At 41.1% G+C, this 19,111-nt stretch carries 14 protein-coding genes; 13 read left to right on the top strand and 1 reads right to left on the bottom strand.

All coding sequences use genetic code 11. The features are described from left to right. Positions 1-183 precede the first annotated feature (183 nt). Positions 184-1,629, bottom strand: coding sequence for a UDP-N-acetylmuramoyl-L-alanyl-D-glutamate--L-lysine ligase (locus SK642_RS06855; protein ID WP_033684079.1), 1,446 nt, complete (start codon positions 1,627-1,629; stop codon positions 184-186). Between the two features lie 105 nt (positions 1,630-1,734). On the opposite strand from SK642_RS06855, the gene SK642_RS06850 reads away from it, so the two are divergent. The 13 genes from SK642_RS06850 (at position 1,735) to SK642_RS06785 (ending at position 18,912) form a co-directional block, all read left to right on the top strand. After that, entirely contained in the window at positions 1,735-3,360 is a 1,626-nt protein-coding gene (locus SK642_RS06850; protein WP_033684078.1) for a putative polysaccharide biosynthesis protein, read from the top strand. A gap of 191 nt (positions 3,361-3,551) precedes the next feature. After that, positions 3,552-5,510: a peptide ABC transporter substrate-binding protein gene (locus tag SK642_RS06845; protein ID WP_033684077.1), complete on the top strand. Its 1,959-nt coding sequence runs from the start codon at positions 3,552-3,554 to the stop codon at positions 5,508-5,510. Positions 5,511-5,828: 318 nt separating this feature from the next. Next, entirely contained in the window at positions 5,829-6,284 is a 456-nt protein-coding gene (locus SK642_RS06840; RefSeq protein ID WP_033684076.1) for a hypothetical protein, read from the top strand. Positions 6,285-6,448: 164 nt separating this feature from the next. Next, positions 6,449-7,543 (top strand): cystathionine gamma-synthase, encoded by a 1,095-nt coding sequence (locus SK642_RS06835; protein ID WP_033684075.1) that lies wholly within the window; start codon positions 6,449-6,451, stop codon positions 7,541-7,543. A gap of 7 nt (positions 7,544-7,550) precedes the next feature. After that, positions 7,551-8,717 carry a MalY/PatB family protein gene (locus SK642_RS06830; RefSeq protein ID WP_033684074.1) on the top strand — a complete coding sequence of 389 codons (1,167 nt, stop codon included), beginning with the start codon at positions 7,551-7,553 and terminating at the stop codon, positions 8,715-8,717. 92 nt (positions 8,718-8,809) lie between these two features. Continuing rightward, positions 8,810-11,908 (top strand): DEAD/DEAH box helicase, encoded by a 3,099-nt coding sequence (locus SK642_RS06825; protein WP_033684073.1) that lies wholly within the window; start codon positions 8,810-8,812, stop codon positions 11,906-11,908. A 47-nt stretch (positions 11,909-11,955) separates the two neighbouring features. Next, positions 11,956-12,573 (top strand): hypothetical protein, encoded by a 618-nt coding sequence (locus SK642_RS06820; protein ID WP_033684072.1) that lies wholly within the window; start codon positions 11,956-11,958, stop codon positions 12,571-12,573. Positions 12,574-12,583: 10 nt separating this feature from the next. Further along, positions 12,584-13,918, top strand: a complete 1,335-nt coding sequence (gene murC, locus SK642_RS06815; protein WP_033684071.1) for a UDP-N-acetylmuramate--L-alanine ligase — start codon at positions 12,584-12,586, stop codon at positions 13,916-13,918. A gap of 9 nt (positions 13,919-13,927) precedes the next feature. Further along, positions 13,928-14,410, top strand: coding sequence for a GNAT family N-acetyltransferase (locus SK642_RS06810; RefSeq protein ID WP_033684070.1), 483 nt, complete (start codon positions 13,928-13,930; stop codon positions 14,408-14,410). Next, the gene (locus SK642_RS06805) at positions 14,386-14,895 is read left to right on the top strand and encodes a GNAT family N-acetyltransferase (RefSeq protein WP_033684069.1); all 510 of its coding nucleotides are present in this window, start codon (positions 14,386-14,388) and stop codon (positions 14,893-14,895) included. The genes SK642_RS06810 and SK642_RS06805 overlap by 25 nt, the downstream gene beginning before the upstream one ends. A 223-nt stretch (positions 14,896-15,118) precedes the next feature. Further along, positions 15,119-16,780 carry an endolytic transglycosylase MltG gene (mltG, locus tag SK642_RS06800; protein ID WP_033684068.1) on the top strand — a complete coding sequence of 554 codons (1,662 nt, stop codon included), beginning with the start codon at positions 15,119-15,121 and terminating at the stop codon, positions 16,778-16,780. A 61-nt stretch (positions 16,781-16,841) separates the two neighbouring features. Beyond that, positions 16,842-17,324, top strand: a complete 483-nt coding sequence (gene greA, locus SK642_RS06795) for a transcription elongation factor GreA (RefSeq protein ID WP_000818769.1) — start codon at positions 16,842-16,844, stop codon at positions 17,322-17,324. Positions 17,325-17,547: 223 nt separating this feature from the next. Beyond that, positions 17,548-18,912 (top strand): amino acid permease, encoded by a 1,365-nt coding sequence (locus SK642_RS06785; protein WP_033684067.1) that lies wholly within the window; start codon positions 17,548-17,550, stop codon positions 18,910-18,912. The last annotated feature ends 199 nt before the right edge of the window (positions 18,913-19,111 follow it).

Genomic DNA, 19,111 nt, shown 5'->3' with positions numbered 1-19,111 from the left:
CTTTGAGGTTGTAGATAGAACTGACGAAGTCAGCTCAAAACACTGTTTTGAGGTTGTAGATAAGACTGACGAAGTCAGTCACATATATATACGGCAAGTGAAGCTGACGTGGTTTGAAGAGATTTTCGAAGAGTATTAAAAATTAAAACAAGGTTAGGAATGCCTCCTAGCCTTGTTTTTCGATTATAAATAATTTTCCGCGACGGCTGCATCTCCTGGGTAGGCTTCTTTCTTGCCTTGGACGATTTGGTAGCAGTCGGCTCCCTTACCAGCGATAATAACTGCATCTAATTCGTGATTTGTGATAGCCATAGCTGCCTTGATGGCTTCTTGGCGATCCGCAATCTTTTCAACAGGATGATTGATGTAGCTACTGATTTCATCTGCAATGGCCGTTGGGTCTTCATAGTTGGGGTCATCAGCAGTCAGAAAGACTTGAATCTCAGGGTGTTGATTAAGGAGGAGGCCAAAGTCCTTACGGCGGCTTTCTCCCTTGTTTCCTGTAGAACCTAACACCAAAGCAATCTTTCCAGTTTGATGAGTTTCAACCACATTAATGAGTTTTTTCAGACTGTCACCATTGTGGGCATAGTCGATGAAGACCTTAGCACCATTTTTCTGAGTCAGGACTTCCATACGGCCAGGAACACGGGTTGCAACGATTCCTTTCTTGATGTCCTCAAGACTAGCTCCGAGACGGAGGCAGGCAAGTCCAGCAGCAACTGCATTTTCTTGGTTAAAGTGGCCAATCAGTTGAATATCATAATCACCAGCGAGTTTACCCGTAGCTGAAAAACTAAAGGCTTTGGAATTCTCGATTTGGTTACTTGACTGGCTACCATAGAAATCATGCTCTTGATCTTCTACTTGTTCTTTCAAGACAGAAAAGTGGTCCATATCACTGTTAATGATGACTGCTCGGCTATTTTCCATCAAAAGACGCTTGTGGTAGAAGTAGTCTTCAAAGCTAGGGTGTTCAATCGGGCCGATATGATCTGGAGTGATGTTAAGAAAGACACCTACATCAAAGGTCAGACCATAGACTCGATGGACTAGATAGGCTTGACTAGAGACTTCCATTACAAGATGGGTTCTTCCATTCTTAACAGCTTGAGCCATCATGTCAAAGAGGTCGATATTTTCAGGTGTTGAGAATGAAGATTTAAAGAAAGTCTTGCCATCCAAAGTCGTATTCATGGTTGACAAGAGGGCGGTTGGGTAACGTTGAGATAGGATGTTGTAAGCAAAGTAAGCTGCTGTCGTCTTTCCTTTTGTCCCTGTGAAGGCGAGAATTTTGAGTTTCTCTTGTGGATTACCATAGAACTCCATGGCGATCAAACTCATGGCTTTCTTTATATCGTTCACAATGATGACAGGGATACCGACTTCGTAGTCCTTTTCAGCTACATACCAAGCTAAGCCTTGTGTTATAGCAGAAAGAAGGTATTCTTTTTTAAAGGCAGCGCCTTTTGCAAAAAAAAGAGTGTCTTCTTTTACTTTTCGGCTATCGTAGCTGATGCTATCAAAAACAACTTCTCTGTAGTTGTAGTGATAATGTCCTTGGTCGATAATCTCACGGAAGAGATCATCTTTCTTTAAAATATCTAATACGGTTTCAATCTTAATCATACTTTCTATTGTAAACCGAAAGTCGTAAATTTACAAGTGACAAGGAAAAGTTTATAATGGAAGATAAGGAGTTTTTCCTAGTTATCAAAATTGAATGAGGAATCTATGTCGCACGAAAACAATCGCCAGCAGGCCCAGATGTTACGGGGGACTGCTTGGCTAACGGCTAGTAACTTTATCAGTCGCCTACTCGGGGCCATTTACATCATCCCATGGTACATCTGGATGGGGTCTTATGCGGCTACGGCCAATGGTCTCTTTACCATGGGCTACAATATCTATGCCTGGTTCTTGCTGGTTTCAACAGCAGGTATTCCAGTTGCGGTGGCAAAGCAAGTTGCTAAATATAATACCATGCGAGAAGAGGAGCATAGCTTTGCCCTGATTCGGAGCTTTTTAGGATTTATGACAGGACTAGGTCTAGTCTTTGCCCTAATCTTGTATGTCTTTGCTCCTTGGCTAGCAGACTTGTCTGGCGTGGGCAAAGATCTGATCCCAATCATGCAGAGCTTGGCTTGGGCGGTCTTGATTTTCCCATCTATGAGTGTCATTCGAGGATTTTTCCAAGGGATGAATAACCTGAAACCTTATGCCATGAGCCAAATCGCTGAGCAGGTCATTCGTGTTATCTGGATGCTTCTAGCAACCTTTATCATTATGAAGCTCGGTTCAGGAGATTATCTAGCAGCGGTTACCCAATCCACCTTTGCTGCCTTTGTAGGCATGGTAGCCAGTTTTGCAGTCTTGATCTATTTCCTTGCTCAAGAAGGGTTACTCAAAAGAGTATTTGAAACAAGGGATAAGATTAACAGCAAGCGTCTTTTGGTCGACACCATTAAGGAAGCCATTCCTTTTATCCTTACAGGGTCTGCCATCCAGCTTTTCCAGATTCTGGACCAGATGACCTTTATCAATAGTATGAGCTGGTTTACCAACTATAGTAATGAAGACTTAATTGTCATGTTTTCTTATTTCTCTGCCAATCCTAATAAAATCACCATGATTCTCATTTCTGTTGGGGTTTCGATTGGGAGTGTAGGCTTGCCACTTTTGACTGAAAACTATGTTAAGGGGGACTTGAAGGCGGCTTCTCGTCTAGTTCAGGACAGCATCACTATGCTTTTCCTATTCTTGCTACCAGCAACGGTTGGAGTAGTCATGGTAGGAGAACCTCTTTATACAGTCTTCTATGGCAAACCAGATAGCTTGGCCATGGGCTTGTTTGTCTTTGCAGTTTTGCAGTCTACTATTTTAGGCTTGTACATGGTTTTGTCACCAATGCTTCAGGCCATGTTCCGCAACCGAAAGGCCGTTCTCTACTTTATCTATGGTTCGATTGCCAAGTTGGTATTGCAAATTCCAACTATTGCTCTCTTCCACAGTTATGGTCCTTTGATTTCCACAACAATCGGTCTCATTATTCCTAATGTCTTGATGTATCGGGATATTTGTAAGGTAACGGGTGTCAAGCGCAAGGTGATTGTGAAGCGAACCATTTTAATCAGTTTGTTAACTCTTTTCATGTTTCTAGTAGTTGGGACATTGCAGTGGATTTTAGGATTTGTCTTCCAACCAAGTGGGCGTTTGTGGAGTTTTCTATATGTAGCCCTTGTCGGTGCCATGGGTGGAGGTGTTTATGGAGTCATGAGTCTTCGTACCCGTCTATTGGACAAGGTGATTGGACAAGCTCAAGCAGATCGCCTGCGAGCAAAATTAAGAATTTCTCAATAAATTTTTATAAATAAAAGGGATAATTTGAACATTTCTATCATGAAATGCTTGAATTATTCTCTTTTTTATTATTTTGTAGAATAATTTCTATAGTTTGTAGATGGAATGATTAATTTTTTTAAAAAAACTATTGACTAAATAAAACACGAGTTGTATAATAAGACAAATATTTAAATCAGGAGGTTCTGGAGATGAAAAAGTCTAAGGCCAAGTATGCAGCACTTGCAGGTGTCGTGTTAAGTGCAGGTATTTTATTAAGCGCGTGTGGAAATTCTAGCACAGGGTCAAAAACATATAACTATGTTTACGTAAGTGACCCATCAAGTTTGAACTATCTAGCAGAAAACCGTGCAACAACCAATGATATTGTAACCAATCTGGTAGATGGTCTCATGGAAAATGACCGATATGGGAACTATGTCCCGTCCTTGGCAGAGGATTGGAGTGTTTCTCAAGACGGTTTGACCTATACTTACAAACTGCGTAAAGATGCTAAATGGTATACTGCAGATGGAGATGAATATGCTCCTGTTACTGCCCAAGATTTTGTCACTGGTCTGAAATATGCAGCTGATAAAAAATCAGAAGCCTTGTACTTAGTGCAAGAATCCGTAGCAGGTTTGGATGACTACATTAACGGTAAAACAAGCGACTTTTCAACTGTCGGAGTTAAGGCTCTTGATGACCAAACCGTTCAATATACTTTGACACGACCAGAATCTTACTGGAACTCAAAAACAACTTCAACCATTCTCTTCCCAGTCAATGCGGATTTCTTGAAATCAAAAGGGGATGATTTTGGGAAGGTAGACCCATCTAGCATTTTGTACAATGGACCTTTCTTGATGAAATCTTTTGTTTCAAAATCTGTCATCGAATTCAAGAAAAATCCTAACTACTGGGATGCCAAAAATGTCTTTGTAGATGATGTGAAATTGGCTTATTATGATGGTAATGACCAAGATGCACTGGCTCGTAACTTTGTCGAGGGGGCTTATAGCTACGCTCGTCTCTATCCAAACAGTTCAAGCTTTGAAGGAATTAAAGAGAAGAATAAGGATAATATCATTTATAGCTTGCAAGATGCTACATCTTACTTCTTAAACTTTAACCTAGATAGAAAATCTTATAAATTTACTTCAAAAACAAGTGATGCTGAGAAGAAATCGACTCAAGAAGCAGTTCTGAATAAAAACTTCCGTCAAGCCATTAACTTTGCCTATGACCGTACAGCCTACGGGGCTCAATCTCAGGGAGAAGAGGGGGCAACTAAGATTTTGCGTAACCTCGTCGTTCCTCCAACATTTGTAAGTATCAATGGAAAAGACTTTGGTGAAGTAGTAGCCTCTAAGATGGTGAATTATGGTAAGGAATGGCAAGGAATCAACTTTGCGGATGCTCAGGATCCATACTATAATGCTGAAAAAGCCAAGGCTAAATTTGCAGAAGCTAAGAAAGAACTCCAATCCAAAGGAGTTCAATTCCCTATCCACTTGGACATGACTGTTGACCAAGCTGCTAAACAGATTGTCCAAGAGGCAAACTCTATGAAGCAATCTATTGAGGCGGCTTTAGGTGCAGAAAATGTTGTAATTGATATTCAACAACTTTCTACTGAAGATTATGACAATTCAAGCTATTTGGCTCAGACAGCAGCTCAGAAGGATTATGATATATACAACGGTGGTTGGGGTCCTGATTACCAAGATCCTTCAACCTACCTTGATGTCTTTAACGTTCATTCTGGTGGTTTGATGCAAAATCTAGGTTTAGAGCCAGGTGAAGCCAATGACAAGGCCAAGGCTGTTGGACTAGATGTCTACACTCAAATGTTGGAAGAAGCTAACAAGGAACAAGATCTTGCGAAACGCTATGAAAAATATGCTGAGATCCAAGCTTGGTTGGTAGATAGTGCTTTAGCAATTCCAAATGTTTCTAAGGGTGGAACACCAACATTGAGAAAAACAGTTCCTTTCTCTTCACCATATTCACTAGCTGGTAATAAAGGTATCGAATCATATAAATACCTCAAAGTACAAGATAAAACAGTCACAAAAGACGAATTTGAAAAAGCTAAAGAAAAATGGTTGAAAGAAAAAGAAGAATCTAATAAAAAAGCCCAAGAAGAATTGGCAAAACATGTCAAATAAGGATTTTTCAAGAAAAACGATGGTTTCGAAGGAAGCTGTCGTTTTTTTAATGGACTAATGTGAATTTTGGAAGGAAAGTGCTTACATTTTTTAAATCGTTTATCAAATTTATGATATAATGAATATAATAAAAGTTGTGAAAAGCTATTTTTTTAAATCCTCTTCCAGTGTTAACTGAAGTATACACATGCTAGGATGATTTTATAGGAGGGATGCCGTCTACTGAAAAAGTAAGATAAAATGCAACAAATGATAAGTTCTTCTTTTATGTGAAGTATACTTATCTGCTTATTTACTAATCGTTATGGAGGTATCATCATGGGCGCTATTATGGAGTTTGCAACAGAAAAACAGATTGAATCATTTCTTTCAACTTGTCGCATTGAAGGGCAAAATAATTTTCTGATGGCTTTCAAGAAAAAGACATGGTTGAAATCCTTTATTGATTTTTTCATTATAGGTGGTTCCTACTATGTTCAGTCGAGTGTGAAGCCTAAAATTCTGGCATTCACACCTAAGGGGATTTTTTTGATGGACATCAGTGATATAACTGAAAATCGTTCTAATCAAGTCGTAGAGATGCCTTGGAATCAAGTTCAAGATTTTACTTATAAGACAGTCTTGAATACAGTTAGGCTGAACTGGCACTATCAAAATGAAGACTATATTTTTTCCGTGGATGTCGGTCAGATTAGTCAGCGTGTGGGCCAGTATCAATTTAACAAAGAGCATTATGACTATTTGGTTCAACAGGATTTCTTTCAGTCAAAGTAAACTCTAGCAATCATTTTCATAAAAGAATCTGGAGTGTTTTCTGGATTCTTTTTAGCTTTACTAGATAAGTCTATAGTTTGAAACTATAACTAGCTCTTGAAAAGAAGAAAATGAGTTGATGAAAATAAGTGGTACAATAGTTACTATAGATTTGGAGGAATTGTATGAGCAAGGAATTACACATTAACACAATTTTGGCCCAGGCGGGTATTAAGTCAGATGAAGCGACAGGAGCCTTGGTGACACCGCTTCATTTTTCAACGACCTATCAGCATCCAGAGTTTGGTCGATCTACTGGGTTTGACTATACACGCACCAAAAACCCAACTCGCAGTAAGGCGGAAGAAGTCTTGGCGGCTATTGAGTCAGCAGACTATGCCCTAGCGACTAGCTCAGGGATGTCAGCTATTGTACTGGCCTTTAGCGTCTTTTCAGTAGGAAGTAAGGTCTTGGCAGTGCGTGACCTTTACGGCGGTTCTTTCCGCTGGTTCAACCAAGTGGAGCAAGAAGGCCGTTTCCATTTTACCTATGCCAATACAGAAGAAGAGTTGATTGCTGAGTTAGAGAAGGACGTGGATGTTCTCTATATCGAAACGCCAACCAATCCCTTGATGTTGGAATTTGACATCGAAAAACTAGCAAAATTAGCTCATGCTAAGGGTGCCAAAGTGGTGGTAGACAATACCTTCTACAGCCCTATCTACCAACGTCCGATTGAAGACGGCGCTGATATCGTTTTGCATTCAGCAACCAAGTATCTGGCAGGGCACAATGATGTCTTGGCTGGAGTGGTTGTGACCAATAGTTTAGAACTATACGAGAAGCTTTTCTACAATCTCAATACGACAGGGGCAGTCCTGTCTCCGTTTGACAGTTATCAATTGATTCGTGGTCTCAAGACCTTGTCTCTTCGTATGGAACGTTCAACAGCCAATGCCCAAGAAGTGGTTGCCTTTTTGAAGGATTCTCCAGCAGTTAAGGAAGTTCTCTACACTGGTCGAGGGGGTATGATTTCCTTTAAAGTAGCGGATGAAACACGCATTCCGCATATCTTGAACAGTCTCAAGGTCTTCTCTTTTGCAGAAAGTTTGGGTGGGGTGGAAAGTCTCATTACTTATCCAACGACACAAACTCACGCCGATATTCCAGCAGAAGTGCGCCATTCTTATGGTTTGACAGATGACCTCTTGCGCTTGTCAATCGGGATTGAGGATGCTAGAGATTTGATTGCGGATTTGCGCCAAGCCTTGGAAGGATAAGACAAAGATGGGAAAATATGATTTTACAAGCCTGCCCAATCGTCTAGGACACCATACCTACAAATGGAAAGAGGCGGAAACGGATAGCGAAGTCCTACCAGCTTGGATAGCGGATATGGACTTTGTGGTCTTGCCTGAAATCCGCCAAGCTGTGCAGACTTACGCAGACCAACTGGTTTATGGCTATACCTATGCCAGTGAAGAGTTAATTAAGGAAGTTCAAAAGTGGGAAGCGACACAACATGGTTATCACTTTGACAAAGAGGCCCTTGTCTTTATCGAGGGTGTGGTACCAGCCATCTCAACAGCTATTCAAGCCTTTACAAAAGAAGGCGAAGCGGTTCTGATTAACACACCTGTCTACCCACCTTTTGCTCGCAGTGTCAAGTTAAATAATCGCAGATTGATTACTAATTCTTTGGTGGAAAAGGATGGTCTGTTTGAGATTGACTTTGATCAACTTGAAAAGGATTTGGTGAAAGAGGAGGTCAAACTCTATATTCTTTGCAACCCTCACAATCCTGGTGGACGTGTTTGGGAAAAGGAAGTGTTGGAGAAGATTGGTCAACTCTGCCAAAAACACGGTGTTTTCTTGGTTTCCGATGAGATTCACCAAGATTTGGCCCTCTTTGGTCATAAGCATCATTCCTTCAATACTATTAACCCTGCCTTTAAAGAATTTGCAATCGTCTTGAGCAGTGCCACTAAAACCTTTAACATCGCTGGGACAAAAAATTCCTATGCAGTCATTGAAAACCCTAAGTTGAGACTGGCTTACCAGAAACGCCAGTTAGCCAATAATCAGCATGAAATTTCAGGCTTGGGTTATTTGACGACAGAAGCTGCTTATCGCTATGGTAAGGATTGGTTAGAGGAACTCAAGCAAGTCTTTGAAGACCACATCAATTATGTGGTGGATTTATTTGGAAAAGAGACTAAAATCAAGGTCATGAAACCGCAAGGAACCTACTTGGTTTGGCTTGATTTTTCAGCCTATGACCTGACTGATGAAAGATTGCAAGAGCTGTTGAGAAATGAAGCCAAGGTTATCCTCAATCGTGGTTTGGATTTTGGGGAGGAAGGAAGTCTCCATGCCCGCCTCAATGTAGCTATGCCTAAATCTCTGCTGCAAGAAGTGTGTCAGCGAATTGTGACGACTTTTACCAAACGTTAAAAATCCAGCCTTCTAGGAGAAAAGTCTGCCTAGGAGGCTATTTTCATGGGCGAAAATATGGTATAATAAAAAGATAAGGTAAAGGTAGAAATATGGCTAAATTGATTCCGGGGAAAGTCCGTATCGAAGGCGTTGCCCTTTATGAAACTGGTAAGGTTGACATTATCAAGGAAAAGAACAATCGGCTCTACGCTCGCGTTGCAGAAGAAGAACTGCGCTATAGTTTAGAGGATGATTTGGTTTTTTGTGCCTGCGATTTTTTCCAAAAGAGGGGCTACTGTGTGCATTTGGCAGCGCTGGAGCATTTTCTAAAAAATGATGAGCGTGGTCAGGTAATCTTGCAGAGTCTGGAAGAAGGTCATGAAGAAAAAGAGGCCGTTGAAACCAAGGTGACCTTGGGTGGCAAATTTTTGGACCGAATCTTGTCTCCAAAATCAGACCGCTCCTATGAGTTGTCGGCTGTGGGTCAGGTGGAAGCAGGAACCAATCATATCCTGTGGACTCTGAGAATCGGGCAAATCAATAGCCAAAAATACTACGTCATTCGGGATATCCCACTCTTTTTAAAAGTTGTTGAGAAGAGAAAGCCTTATATGATTGGAAAAACCTATGAGGAGTCTCTTTCTTGGGAAGCCTTTGATGAGGCCAGTCAAGAACTTCTGACTTTCTTGCGGGGACTAACGGAGGAAGGACAGGCTCCAGACCTCTTTTTCCACAACCAAGGTCGACACCTCTTTTTCCCTCTGACCTTTTTTGAGCAGGGTGTGAATTTATTGATGACCTTGCCCCATTTTCAATTTGACCACCAAGTGGATAGCTACCAAACCCTAATTTTTCAGGATTTGCATGCAAGTGCTAATCTCTTTGCCTTTACAGTAACAGCATACTCGGATTATTTTGAAATGGAAATCAGTGAGAGTCCAAGGGTCAATGTCTTTTATCAGGGAGCTGTGCTTTTCCATAGAGGGCAGGTTTATTTTCTAACTGACCAGCAGTTGCATCTTCTCAAAGAAATCAAAGCACTGCCTTTGGATCAACAAGGAAAGAAATACCTGCAATTTGATAGCAGTGACCGAGATAAGTTGGCTTCTTGTCTGACTCTTTTTAGCCAGATGGGGACAATCTCAGCTCCGGAACGGTTACAAATCAAAACGTTTTCTCCATCGTTTTACTTTGACAGGGAAGAGGATGATCGGATTCGTTTAGAAATTCAGTTTGATTATGGAAATATACAGGTATCTAGCCGACAAGAGTTAGAAGAATTACCATTTTCGAGTGATGCTGACTTAGAAGAAAGAATTTTCCAAGCCTGTTTGGCTGCGGGATTTGAAGCAGACTTTCAATCTTGGCGTCAGGCTCTAAAAGCAGAGTCTGTCTATAATTTCTTTCATGAAATCATTCCGATCTTTGAAAAACTCGGAAATGTTGACCTATCAGACAAGCTAGAAGAACTTTATAGTCTAGCAAGTCCTCAGGTGCAGATTGCCTCCAAGGGAGGTCTCTTGGAAATTCAGTTCGATTTTCAAGATATTGCCCAAGAGGAAATTGACCAAGCCATGCAGGCCTTGCTTGCCAATCAAGATTTTTACATTGGTTCGTCTAATCAAGTCTACTTTTTCGATGAAGAAACCAAGAAAATTCGCCAAAATCTACAGGAACTGGGGCAGTTTGAACTAAAAGATGGCTCCTTGCAGGCTCGAAAATCCTTGGCCTACAGTTTAGCTCATCTCTTTGAAGGGCGAGACCGTGTTTCTTTTTCACAAGAATTCCAGAATCTGGCCCACGACTTGAGGCATCCAGAGGACTTCCCTAGACAAGCAACTCAGGTCAAGGCTGACTTGCGAGATTATCAGGAAAAGGGGATCGGCTGGTTGCAAATGCTCCATCATTATGGTTTTGGTGGGATTTTAGCTGATGATATGGGACTTGGTAAAACCCTGCAGACCATTGCTTTTTTGACCAGTCAAGTGACAAAAGAAAGTCGGGTCTTGATTTTAGCTCCATCTGGTTTGATTTACAACTGGGCAGATGAATTTCAGAAGTTTGCCCCACAGTTGGATGTAGCTGTTGTTCATGGATTAAAGGCTAGTCGTGAAGAGATTCTTGCTGAGAGCCATCAAATCTATGTGACGAGCTATGCTACCTTCCGTCAGGACAGTGATCTTTATCAGGGGATGGCCTTTGACTTCCTTTTCTTAGATGAGGCTCAGGTCATGAAAAATGCCCAGACCAAGATAGCCCAGACCTTGAGACAATTTGTAGTGCCGTCAGTTTTTGCCTTGTCAGGAACTCCTATTGAAAACCATCTGGGTGAGCTGTGGTCTATTTTCCAAATCGTCATGCCAGGACTTTTGCCAAGCAAGAAAGAATTTATGAAATTGCCAGCCGAGCGCGTAGCTCAGTTTATCAAGCCTTTTGTGATGAGGCGAAAGAAAGAAGAAGTTCTGACTGAATTACCAGACTTGATTGAAGTGGTTTATAAGAATGAACTGGAAGACCAGCAAAAGGCTATTTACCTAGCCCAGTTGCAACAGATGCGAGACCGTTTAGCTCAGGTGTCAGATCAGGAATTTCAGCGTAGTCGAGTGGAAATCTTGTCTGGTTTGATGCGCTTGCGTCAAATCTGTGATACCCCTGCCCTCTTTATGGAAGATTATCAGGGAGCCAGTGGCAAACTGGATAGTCTTCGTGACCTGTTGGTACAGGTGGCAGACGGTGGACACCGTGTCTTGATTTTCTCGCAGTTCAAGGGAATGTTGGAGAAAATTGAACAAGAATTGCCAGACTTGGGTATAACATCCTTTAAAATTACAGGTTCAACCCCAGCCAAGGAAAGACAAGATATGACCAAGGCCTTTAATCAAGGGGAAAGAGATGCTTTTCTGATTTCCCTCAAGGCTGGTGGGGTCGGTCTGAATCTGACAGGTGCTGATACCGTTATCTTGGTTGACCTTTGGTGGAATCCAGCGGTGGAAGCGCAAGCCATTAGCCGTGCCCATCGGATGGGGCAGGAAGAAACGGTTGAGGTCTATCGCTTGGTAACCAAGGGAACCATTGAAGAAAAAATTCAGGAACTCCAAGAACAAAAGAAACATTTGGTGTCACAAGTATTGGATGGAACAGAGTCACGTGGTAGTCTGACCCTAGCAGAAATTAGAGAAATTTTGGGAATTTCTGAAGCCAGCACTTGAAAAATCAAGACAATACGCTATAATGAAGTGTTGAAAGGAAATAGAAAATGAGAGAAGAACGATTTCCATTGGTGTCAGATGATGAGGTCATACTGACTGAGATGCCGGTTATGGACCTCTACGATGAATCTGACTTTATCAGTAATATCAAGGGAGAATACCGTGATAAAAATTATCTGGAATGGGCCCCTATTACTGAAGAGGCGCCAGTAAAACCGATTGAAAAGCAAGTCGAGAAGCCTAAAAAAGCTCCTTTAGGGGTTAAAAAAGAAGGAAAGAGCTATGCAGAGGTGGCGCGTGAAGAAGCGCGTGCAGATTTGAAAAAGAAACGCTCAGCAAGTTATCTGACTAAGGATATCACTCCTACAAGACGCCATTCTCAGCCAAGTCTAGTTAGACAGGGAAATCAACCTACTGCGCCTTTCCAAAAGGAAAACCCTGGTGAATTTGTCAAATATAGCCAAAAATTGACCCAGTCTCATTACATCTTGGCGGAAGAAGTCAAATCTATCTCTACCAAGAATGAAGAGGTAGCAGCACCTGCTCCAAAGAAAAACAACTATGATTTTCTGAATAAGAGCCAAATCTACAATAAAAAGAATCAACAAAAAGAACAAGAACGTCGGGTTGCCCAAGAGTTGAATCTGACCAGAATTACAGAATAGGGGAGAAATCATGCCAAAGACATATCATTTTATCGGAATTAAGGGATCAGGGATGAGTGCCTTGGCCTTGATGTTGCACCAAATGGGGCATAAGGTTCAAGGATCAGATGTTGAAAAGTACTACTTTACTCAACGTGGTCTAGAGCAGGCAGGAATTACCATTCTTCCTTTTGATGAAAAGAATCTAGACGGTGATATGGAAATTATCGCTGGAAATGCCTTTCGTCCAGATAACAACGTCGAAATTGCCTATGCGGACCAAAATGGTATCAGCTACAAACGTTACCACGAGTTCCTAGGTAGCTTTATGCGCGACTTTGTCAGCATGGGAGTTGCTGGAGCGCACGGAAAAACTTCAACGACAGGTATGTTGTCGCACGTCTTGTCTCACATCACAGATACTAGTTTCTTGATTGGAGATGGGACAGGTCGTGGTTCGGCCAATGCCAAATATTTCGTCTTTGAATCTGACGAATATGAGCGTCATTTCATGCCTTACCACCCAGAATACTCTATCATCACCAATATTGACTTTGACCATCCAGATTACTTCACAAGTCTAGAGGATGTTTTCAATGCCTTTAACGACTATGCCAAACAAATTACCAAGGGTCTCTTTGTCTATGGTGAAGATGCAGAGTTGCGTAAAATTACGTCTGATGTACCAATTTATTACTATGGTTTTGAAGCAGAAGGTAATGACTTTGTAGCTAGCGAACTTCTTCGTTCTACGACTGGTTCAACCTTCACCGTTCACTTCCGTGGTCAAGAATTGGGCCAATTCCATATCCCAACCTTTGGTCGTCACAATATCATGAATGCGACAGCTGTTATCGGATTGCTTTATACAGCAGGCTTTGATTTGAACTTAGTGCGTGAGCACCTGAAAACATTTGCTGGTGTTAAGCGTCGTTTCACTGAGAAAATTGTTAATGACACAGTGATTATCGATGATTTTGCCCACCATCCAACAGAAATCATTGCGACCTTGGATGCAGCTCGTCAAAAATATCCAAGCAAGGAAATCGTAGCAATCTTCCAACCACATACTTTTACTAGAACCATTGCCTTGTTGGACGACTTTGCCCACGCTTTGAACCAAGCGGATGCGGTTTATCTAGCACAAATCTATGGCTCTGCGCGTGAGGTAGACCATGGTGATGTCAAGGTAGAAGACCTAGCCAATAAAATCAATAAGAAACACCAGGTGATCACTGTTGAAAATGTTTCTCCACTCCTTGACCATGACAATGCTGTCTATGTCTTTATGGGAGCAGGAGATATCCAAACCTATGAATACTCATTTGAGCGTCTCTTGTCTAACTTGACAAGCAATGTTCAATAGGCTATTCCCATGGAAATTCCAATTAAGATTATTCAGGCAAGTAAGTCTGACTTGACTGAGATAGAGGCACTTCAGACCTCATCTTTTCTAACTGAAAAGCAGCAACCTTCCCATATCTTAGAAGAAAGTATCCGTAAGTGTGCGGATACCTTTCTTCTAGCTAGGGATGAAAATCAACTGTTAGGCTATATTCTATCAAGTCCTCAGTCAGACAATCCGCAATGTCTAAAAGTACTTTCTTTAGTCATTGAGGCTGACCATCAGAGACAGGGCTTGGGAACGCTTCTCCTTGCAGCCTTGAAAGAGGTGGCAGTTGAGCTGGAGTACAAGGGGATTCGTTTGGAGAGTCCTGATGAGCTGCTTTCCTATTTTGAAATGAACGGTTTTATTGATGAAGAAACTTCGCTTTATGCAACTAGCCAGGGTTTTAGTATGATTTGGTTTAATCCCTTTTATCTGGAGGCACAATGGAAATTAGGAAAGCAAGATTAGAAGATTTGGATCGGATTGTCGAGATTGAACTAGAGAATTTTTCAGTCGAAGAAGCCATTCCTCGATCTGTCTTTGAGGCACATTTGCGAGAAATTCAGACCTCTTTTCTGGTTGCGGAAAAAGAAGGTAGAATCATGGGCTATATAGAAGGGCCAGTTAGCCCTCACCGCCACCTGCAAGACCAGTCTTTTACAGAAGAGATAGAAGACCATAGCCATGAGTCGGGTGGCTATATCTCTGTGACCTGTCTCTCCATTGCCAAAGAGGCGCAGGGTCTCGGACTTGGTCAGACATTGCTAACAGCCTTAAAAGAACTGGCTCTTAAACAGGAAAGAGAAGGTATTAACCTAACCTGTCATGACTATCTCATTGCCTACTATGAAAAGCATGGATTTGTCAATGAAGGCCTGTCCCAGTCAACCTTTGCAGGGGAAACCTGGTATGATATGGTCTGGGAAGCTAATACTCTTCGAAAATCTCTTTAAACCACGTCAGCTCTATCTGCAACCTCAAAACAGTGTTTTGAGCTGACTTCGTCAGTCTTATCTACAACCTCAAAACAGTGTTTTGAGCAACCTGCGGCTAGCTTCCTAGTTTGTTCTTTGATTTTCATTGAGTATAAAAAATAATCCAGAAAAGCATGCTAGGTTGCTTTTCTTTCGTTTTTAAGATATAATATTATGGATTGTCAACGAGGAGGAAAAACTTTTGAGTGAAAAATCAAGAGAAGATGAGAAATTAAGCTTTAAAGAGCAGATTTTACGAGATCTAGAAAAATCAAAAAGTTATGATCAGACTCTAGCAGGAGATGAAAGAGGAGCTTCTACTCCTACAAGTGGACCATCTGCTGAGGACTTGATGGCTGATTCCTTGTCAGCGGTAGAAAGTATTATAAATAATGCTCCAGCAGTTCCTAGTCATCCGAGTCAGGATGCTCCAGTGACTCCTAGCCATCCAAGTCAGGATGCTTCAGCAGTTCCTAGTCATCCAAGTCAAGATGTTCCTGCTTCACCAGCAGATGAGAGTGGACCAAGACCAGGACCAGGTCCTGTTAGACCTAACCAAGTCGAAAGAGAATATAATGAAACCCCAACAAGGGTAGCTGTTTCTTATAAGACAGCAGAGAAAAAAGAAGACCAGGCACGTCCAGAAGCACCGACACCTGTTACAGAAACAGTGGACATCATCAGTGAAACTCCACGTCGTAGTCGTCGTGAGACAGCTAAGCCTGTCAAGAAGAAAAAATCACATTTGAAGGCCTTCTTCATTTCTTTACTGATTTTTCTTGCCTTGATTTCGGCAGGTGGTTACTTCGGTTATCAGTATGTGCTAGCCTCATTAGAACCAGTTGATCCTACTTCAAAAGAATACGTAACAGTTCAAATCCCTGATGGAGCCAGTGTTCAAGAAATTGGTTCAACTCTTGAAAAGGCAGGTTTGGTGAAACACGGTATTGTCTTTGGTATGTATACTAAGTACAAGAATTACTCAGATTTGAAGGCTGGATATTACAATTTGCAGAAGAGCATGAGTACGGATGACTTGATCAAGGAATTACAAAAGGGTGGTACAGCTGAAGCACAAGAACCTGTACTAGCCAGCTTGACGATTCCAGAAGGTTACACGATTGATCAAATTGCCCAAGCGGTAGGTCAATTGCAAGGTAACTTTAAAGAGCCTTTGACTGCGGATGCTTTCTTGGCTAAAGTTCAAGATGACAATTTTATCAGTCAAGAAATTTCTAAATATTCAAACTTACTAGAAAGCTTACCTACAAAAGAAAGTGGAGCTCGTTACCGTTTGGAAGGTTTCCTCTTCCCAGCGACCTACTCTATCAAGGAAAGTACAACTATTGAAAGCTTGATTGACGAGATGTTGGCAGCCATGGATAAGACTTTGACTCCACACTATAGTACAATTAAGTCTAAAAACTTAACAGTCAATGAATTGTTAACCATTGCTTCATTGGTAGAAAAAGAAGGAGCGAAAACTGAAGATCGTAAGATGATTGCAGGTGTCTTCTACAATCGTTTAAATCTTGGTATGCCTTTACAAAGTAATATTGCTATTCTTTATGCTGAAGGAAAACTTGGTCAGAAGATTAGTCTGGCTGATGATACTGAAATTGATACAACCATCAATTCTCCGTATAATGTTTATACAAATCTAGGCCTCATGCCTGGACCAGTAGATAGTCCAAGTGTGGATGCTATTGAATCAAGTATCAATCAAACTAAGAGTGATAACTTATTCTTTGTAGCAGATGTTACAGATGGCAAGGTATACTTCGCTACGAACAAGGCAGATCATGACCAAAATGTTGCACAACATATCAATAATAAATTAACGCAATCAAGTAGTTCAAACTAAAATTATGTGGTTTTCCACATAATTTTGTTTTAAAAAATAAAGTAAAAGAAAGTTGAGAAAAATGGCAGAAAAAACATATCCCATGACACTTGAGGAAAAGGAAAAACTAGAAAAAGAATTAGAAGAATTGAAATTGGTTCGCCGACCAGAAGTGGTAGAACGTATCAAGATTGCTCGTTCATACGGTGACCTTTCAGAAAATAGTGAGTATGAAGCAGCTAAGGATGAACAAGCCTTTGTTGAAGGTCAAATCTCTAGCTTGGAAACAAAAATCCGTTATGCTGAAATCGTCAATAGCGACTCTGTTGCCCAAGACGAAGTCGCAATTGGTAAAACAGTGACTATCCAAGAAATTGGTGAGGACGAAGAAGAGGTTTATATCATTGTAGGTTCAGCTGGTGCCGATGCCTTTGCAGGTAAGGTTTCAAATGAAAGCCCGATTGGACAAGCCTTGATTGGTAAGAAAACAGGTGATACAGCAACCGTCGAAACACCTGTGGGCAGCTATGATGTAAAAATCTTAAAGGTTGAAAAAACAGCCTAATGATTAAAGGGAGTAGAAGGAGGGAAACGCCCTGATTACTCCTTTTTATACTCTTCGAAAATCTCTTCAAACCACGTCAGCTTCGCCTTGCCGTAGATATGTTATTGACTTCGTCAGTTCTATCTACAACCTCAAAGCAGTGCTTTGAGCAACCTGTGGCTAGCTTCCTAGTTTGCTCTTTGATTTTCGTTGAGTATTAGCTTTAAAAAGAATTGGAGACTATATGAGTTCAAAAAAGAAGCAAAATAAGATGGAGCGTGGTCTGACCAATCGTCACGTACAGGTTATGGCCATTGCTGGAACTATTGGAACAGGCCTCTTTCTGGGGGCTGGTCGTTCGATCAGTTTGACAGGACCTTCGATTGTTCTAATTTACCTGATTACAGGAGCTTTTATGTTCCTTATGATGAGAGCGGTCGGAGAAATGCTCTATCAAGATCCTGAGCAACATACCTTTATTAACTTTATTACTCGTCATTTGGGTAAGGGTTGGGGACATTTTGCAGTCTGGTCTTATTGGTTATCTGTTGTCTTTATTGGCATGGCAGAAATTACGGCTATTTCGCACTATGTTCAGTTTTGGTTTCCTTCATGGCCTAGTTGGTTAATTCAAGTTGGATTTTTAACTGTTCTAGGTTTGGTCAATCTAATAGCTGTTAAACTTTTTGGAGAAGTTGAATTTTGGTTTGCTATGATTAAGATTGTAGCTATCCTTGCTATGATTGTGACTGGTATCTTTATGGTTCTGACAGGTTTTGAGACACCTCATGGAGTAGCTAGTTTGGCCAATATTACGGATAATTTTTCACTCTTCCCTAATGGTGGTGTCAACTTTGTGATGGCTTTCCAGATGGTCTTCTTTGCCTACCTCATGATTGAGTTTATCGGGGTCACGACTTCAGAAACAAAAAATCCACGTCAGGTCTTGCCAAAAGCCGTTAAGGAAATTCCTTTGCGTATCGCCTTTTTCTATGGTGGTTCTCTAATTGCTATTATGGCTATTATTCCATGGAGAGAACTAGCCTCAGCAGATTCACCATTCGTTACGGTATTTGAACTAGCAGGTGTCAAATGGGCAGCAGCCTTGATTAACTTCGTCGTCTTGACGTCAGCAGCATCAGCTCTGAACTCAACCCTCTACTCAACAGGTCGCCATTTGTATCAAATAGCTCAGGATTTACCAAATCCTCTCTTAAAAGCAATTAAAGCAGATACCTTATCTCGCTATAATGTTCCTCAAAATGCAATTTTGGCTTCAACTATTTTAATTGCTACAGCTGCTTTTATTAATGTCCTACCAGGAGTTTCTGATGCCTTTGCCTTGATAACAGCTTCTTCATCAGGTGTTTATGTAGCTATTTATATCTTGATTATGGTGGCTCACCTTAAATACCGCAAGTCATCGGACTTTATGGCGGATGGTTACCTCATGCCCCACTATCGTTTCCTAAATCCTTTAACCATACTCTTCTTTGCCTTTGTCTTTGTAACCCTCTTTTTACAAGAGTCTACATTTGTAGGAGCAATCGGATCAGCTATCTGGATTATCGGTTTCGGGATTTACAGTCAGTGGAAATTTAGAAAATAGATTTGAAACTCATCAGCTTAGGTTGGTGGGTTTTTCGTTATACTCTTTAAAAATATCCTTAAACTCAATGAAAATCAAAGAGCAAACTAGGAAACTAGCCGCAGGTTGCTCAAAACACTGCTTTGAGGTTGTAGATAGAACTGACGAAGTCAATAACATATCTATGGCAAGGCGAAGCGGATGTGGTTTGAAAAGATTT

Source organism: Streptococcus mitis (assembly GCF_000722705.1).
GTDB classification, from domain to species: domain Bacteria; phylum Bacillota; class Bacilli; order Lactobacillales; family Streptococcaceae; genus Streptococcus; species Streptococcus mitis_P.
Note: the sequence above shows the minus strand (reverse complement) of the source record. Positions and strands in the feature narration are given on the sequence as shown.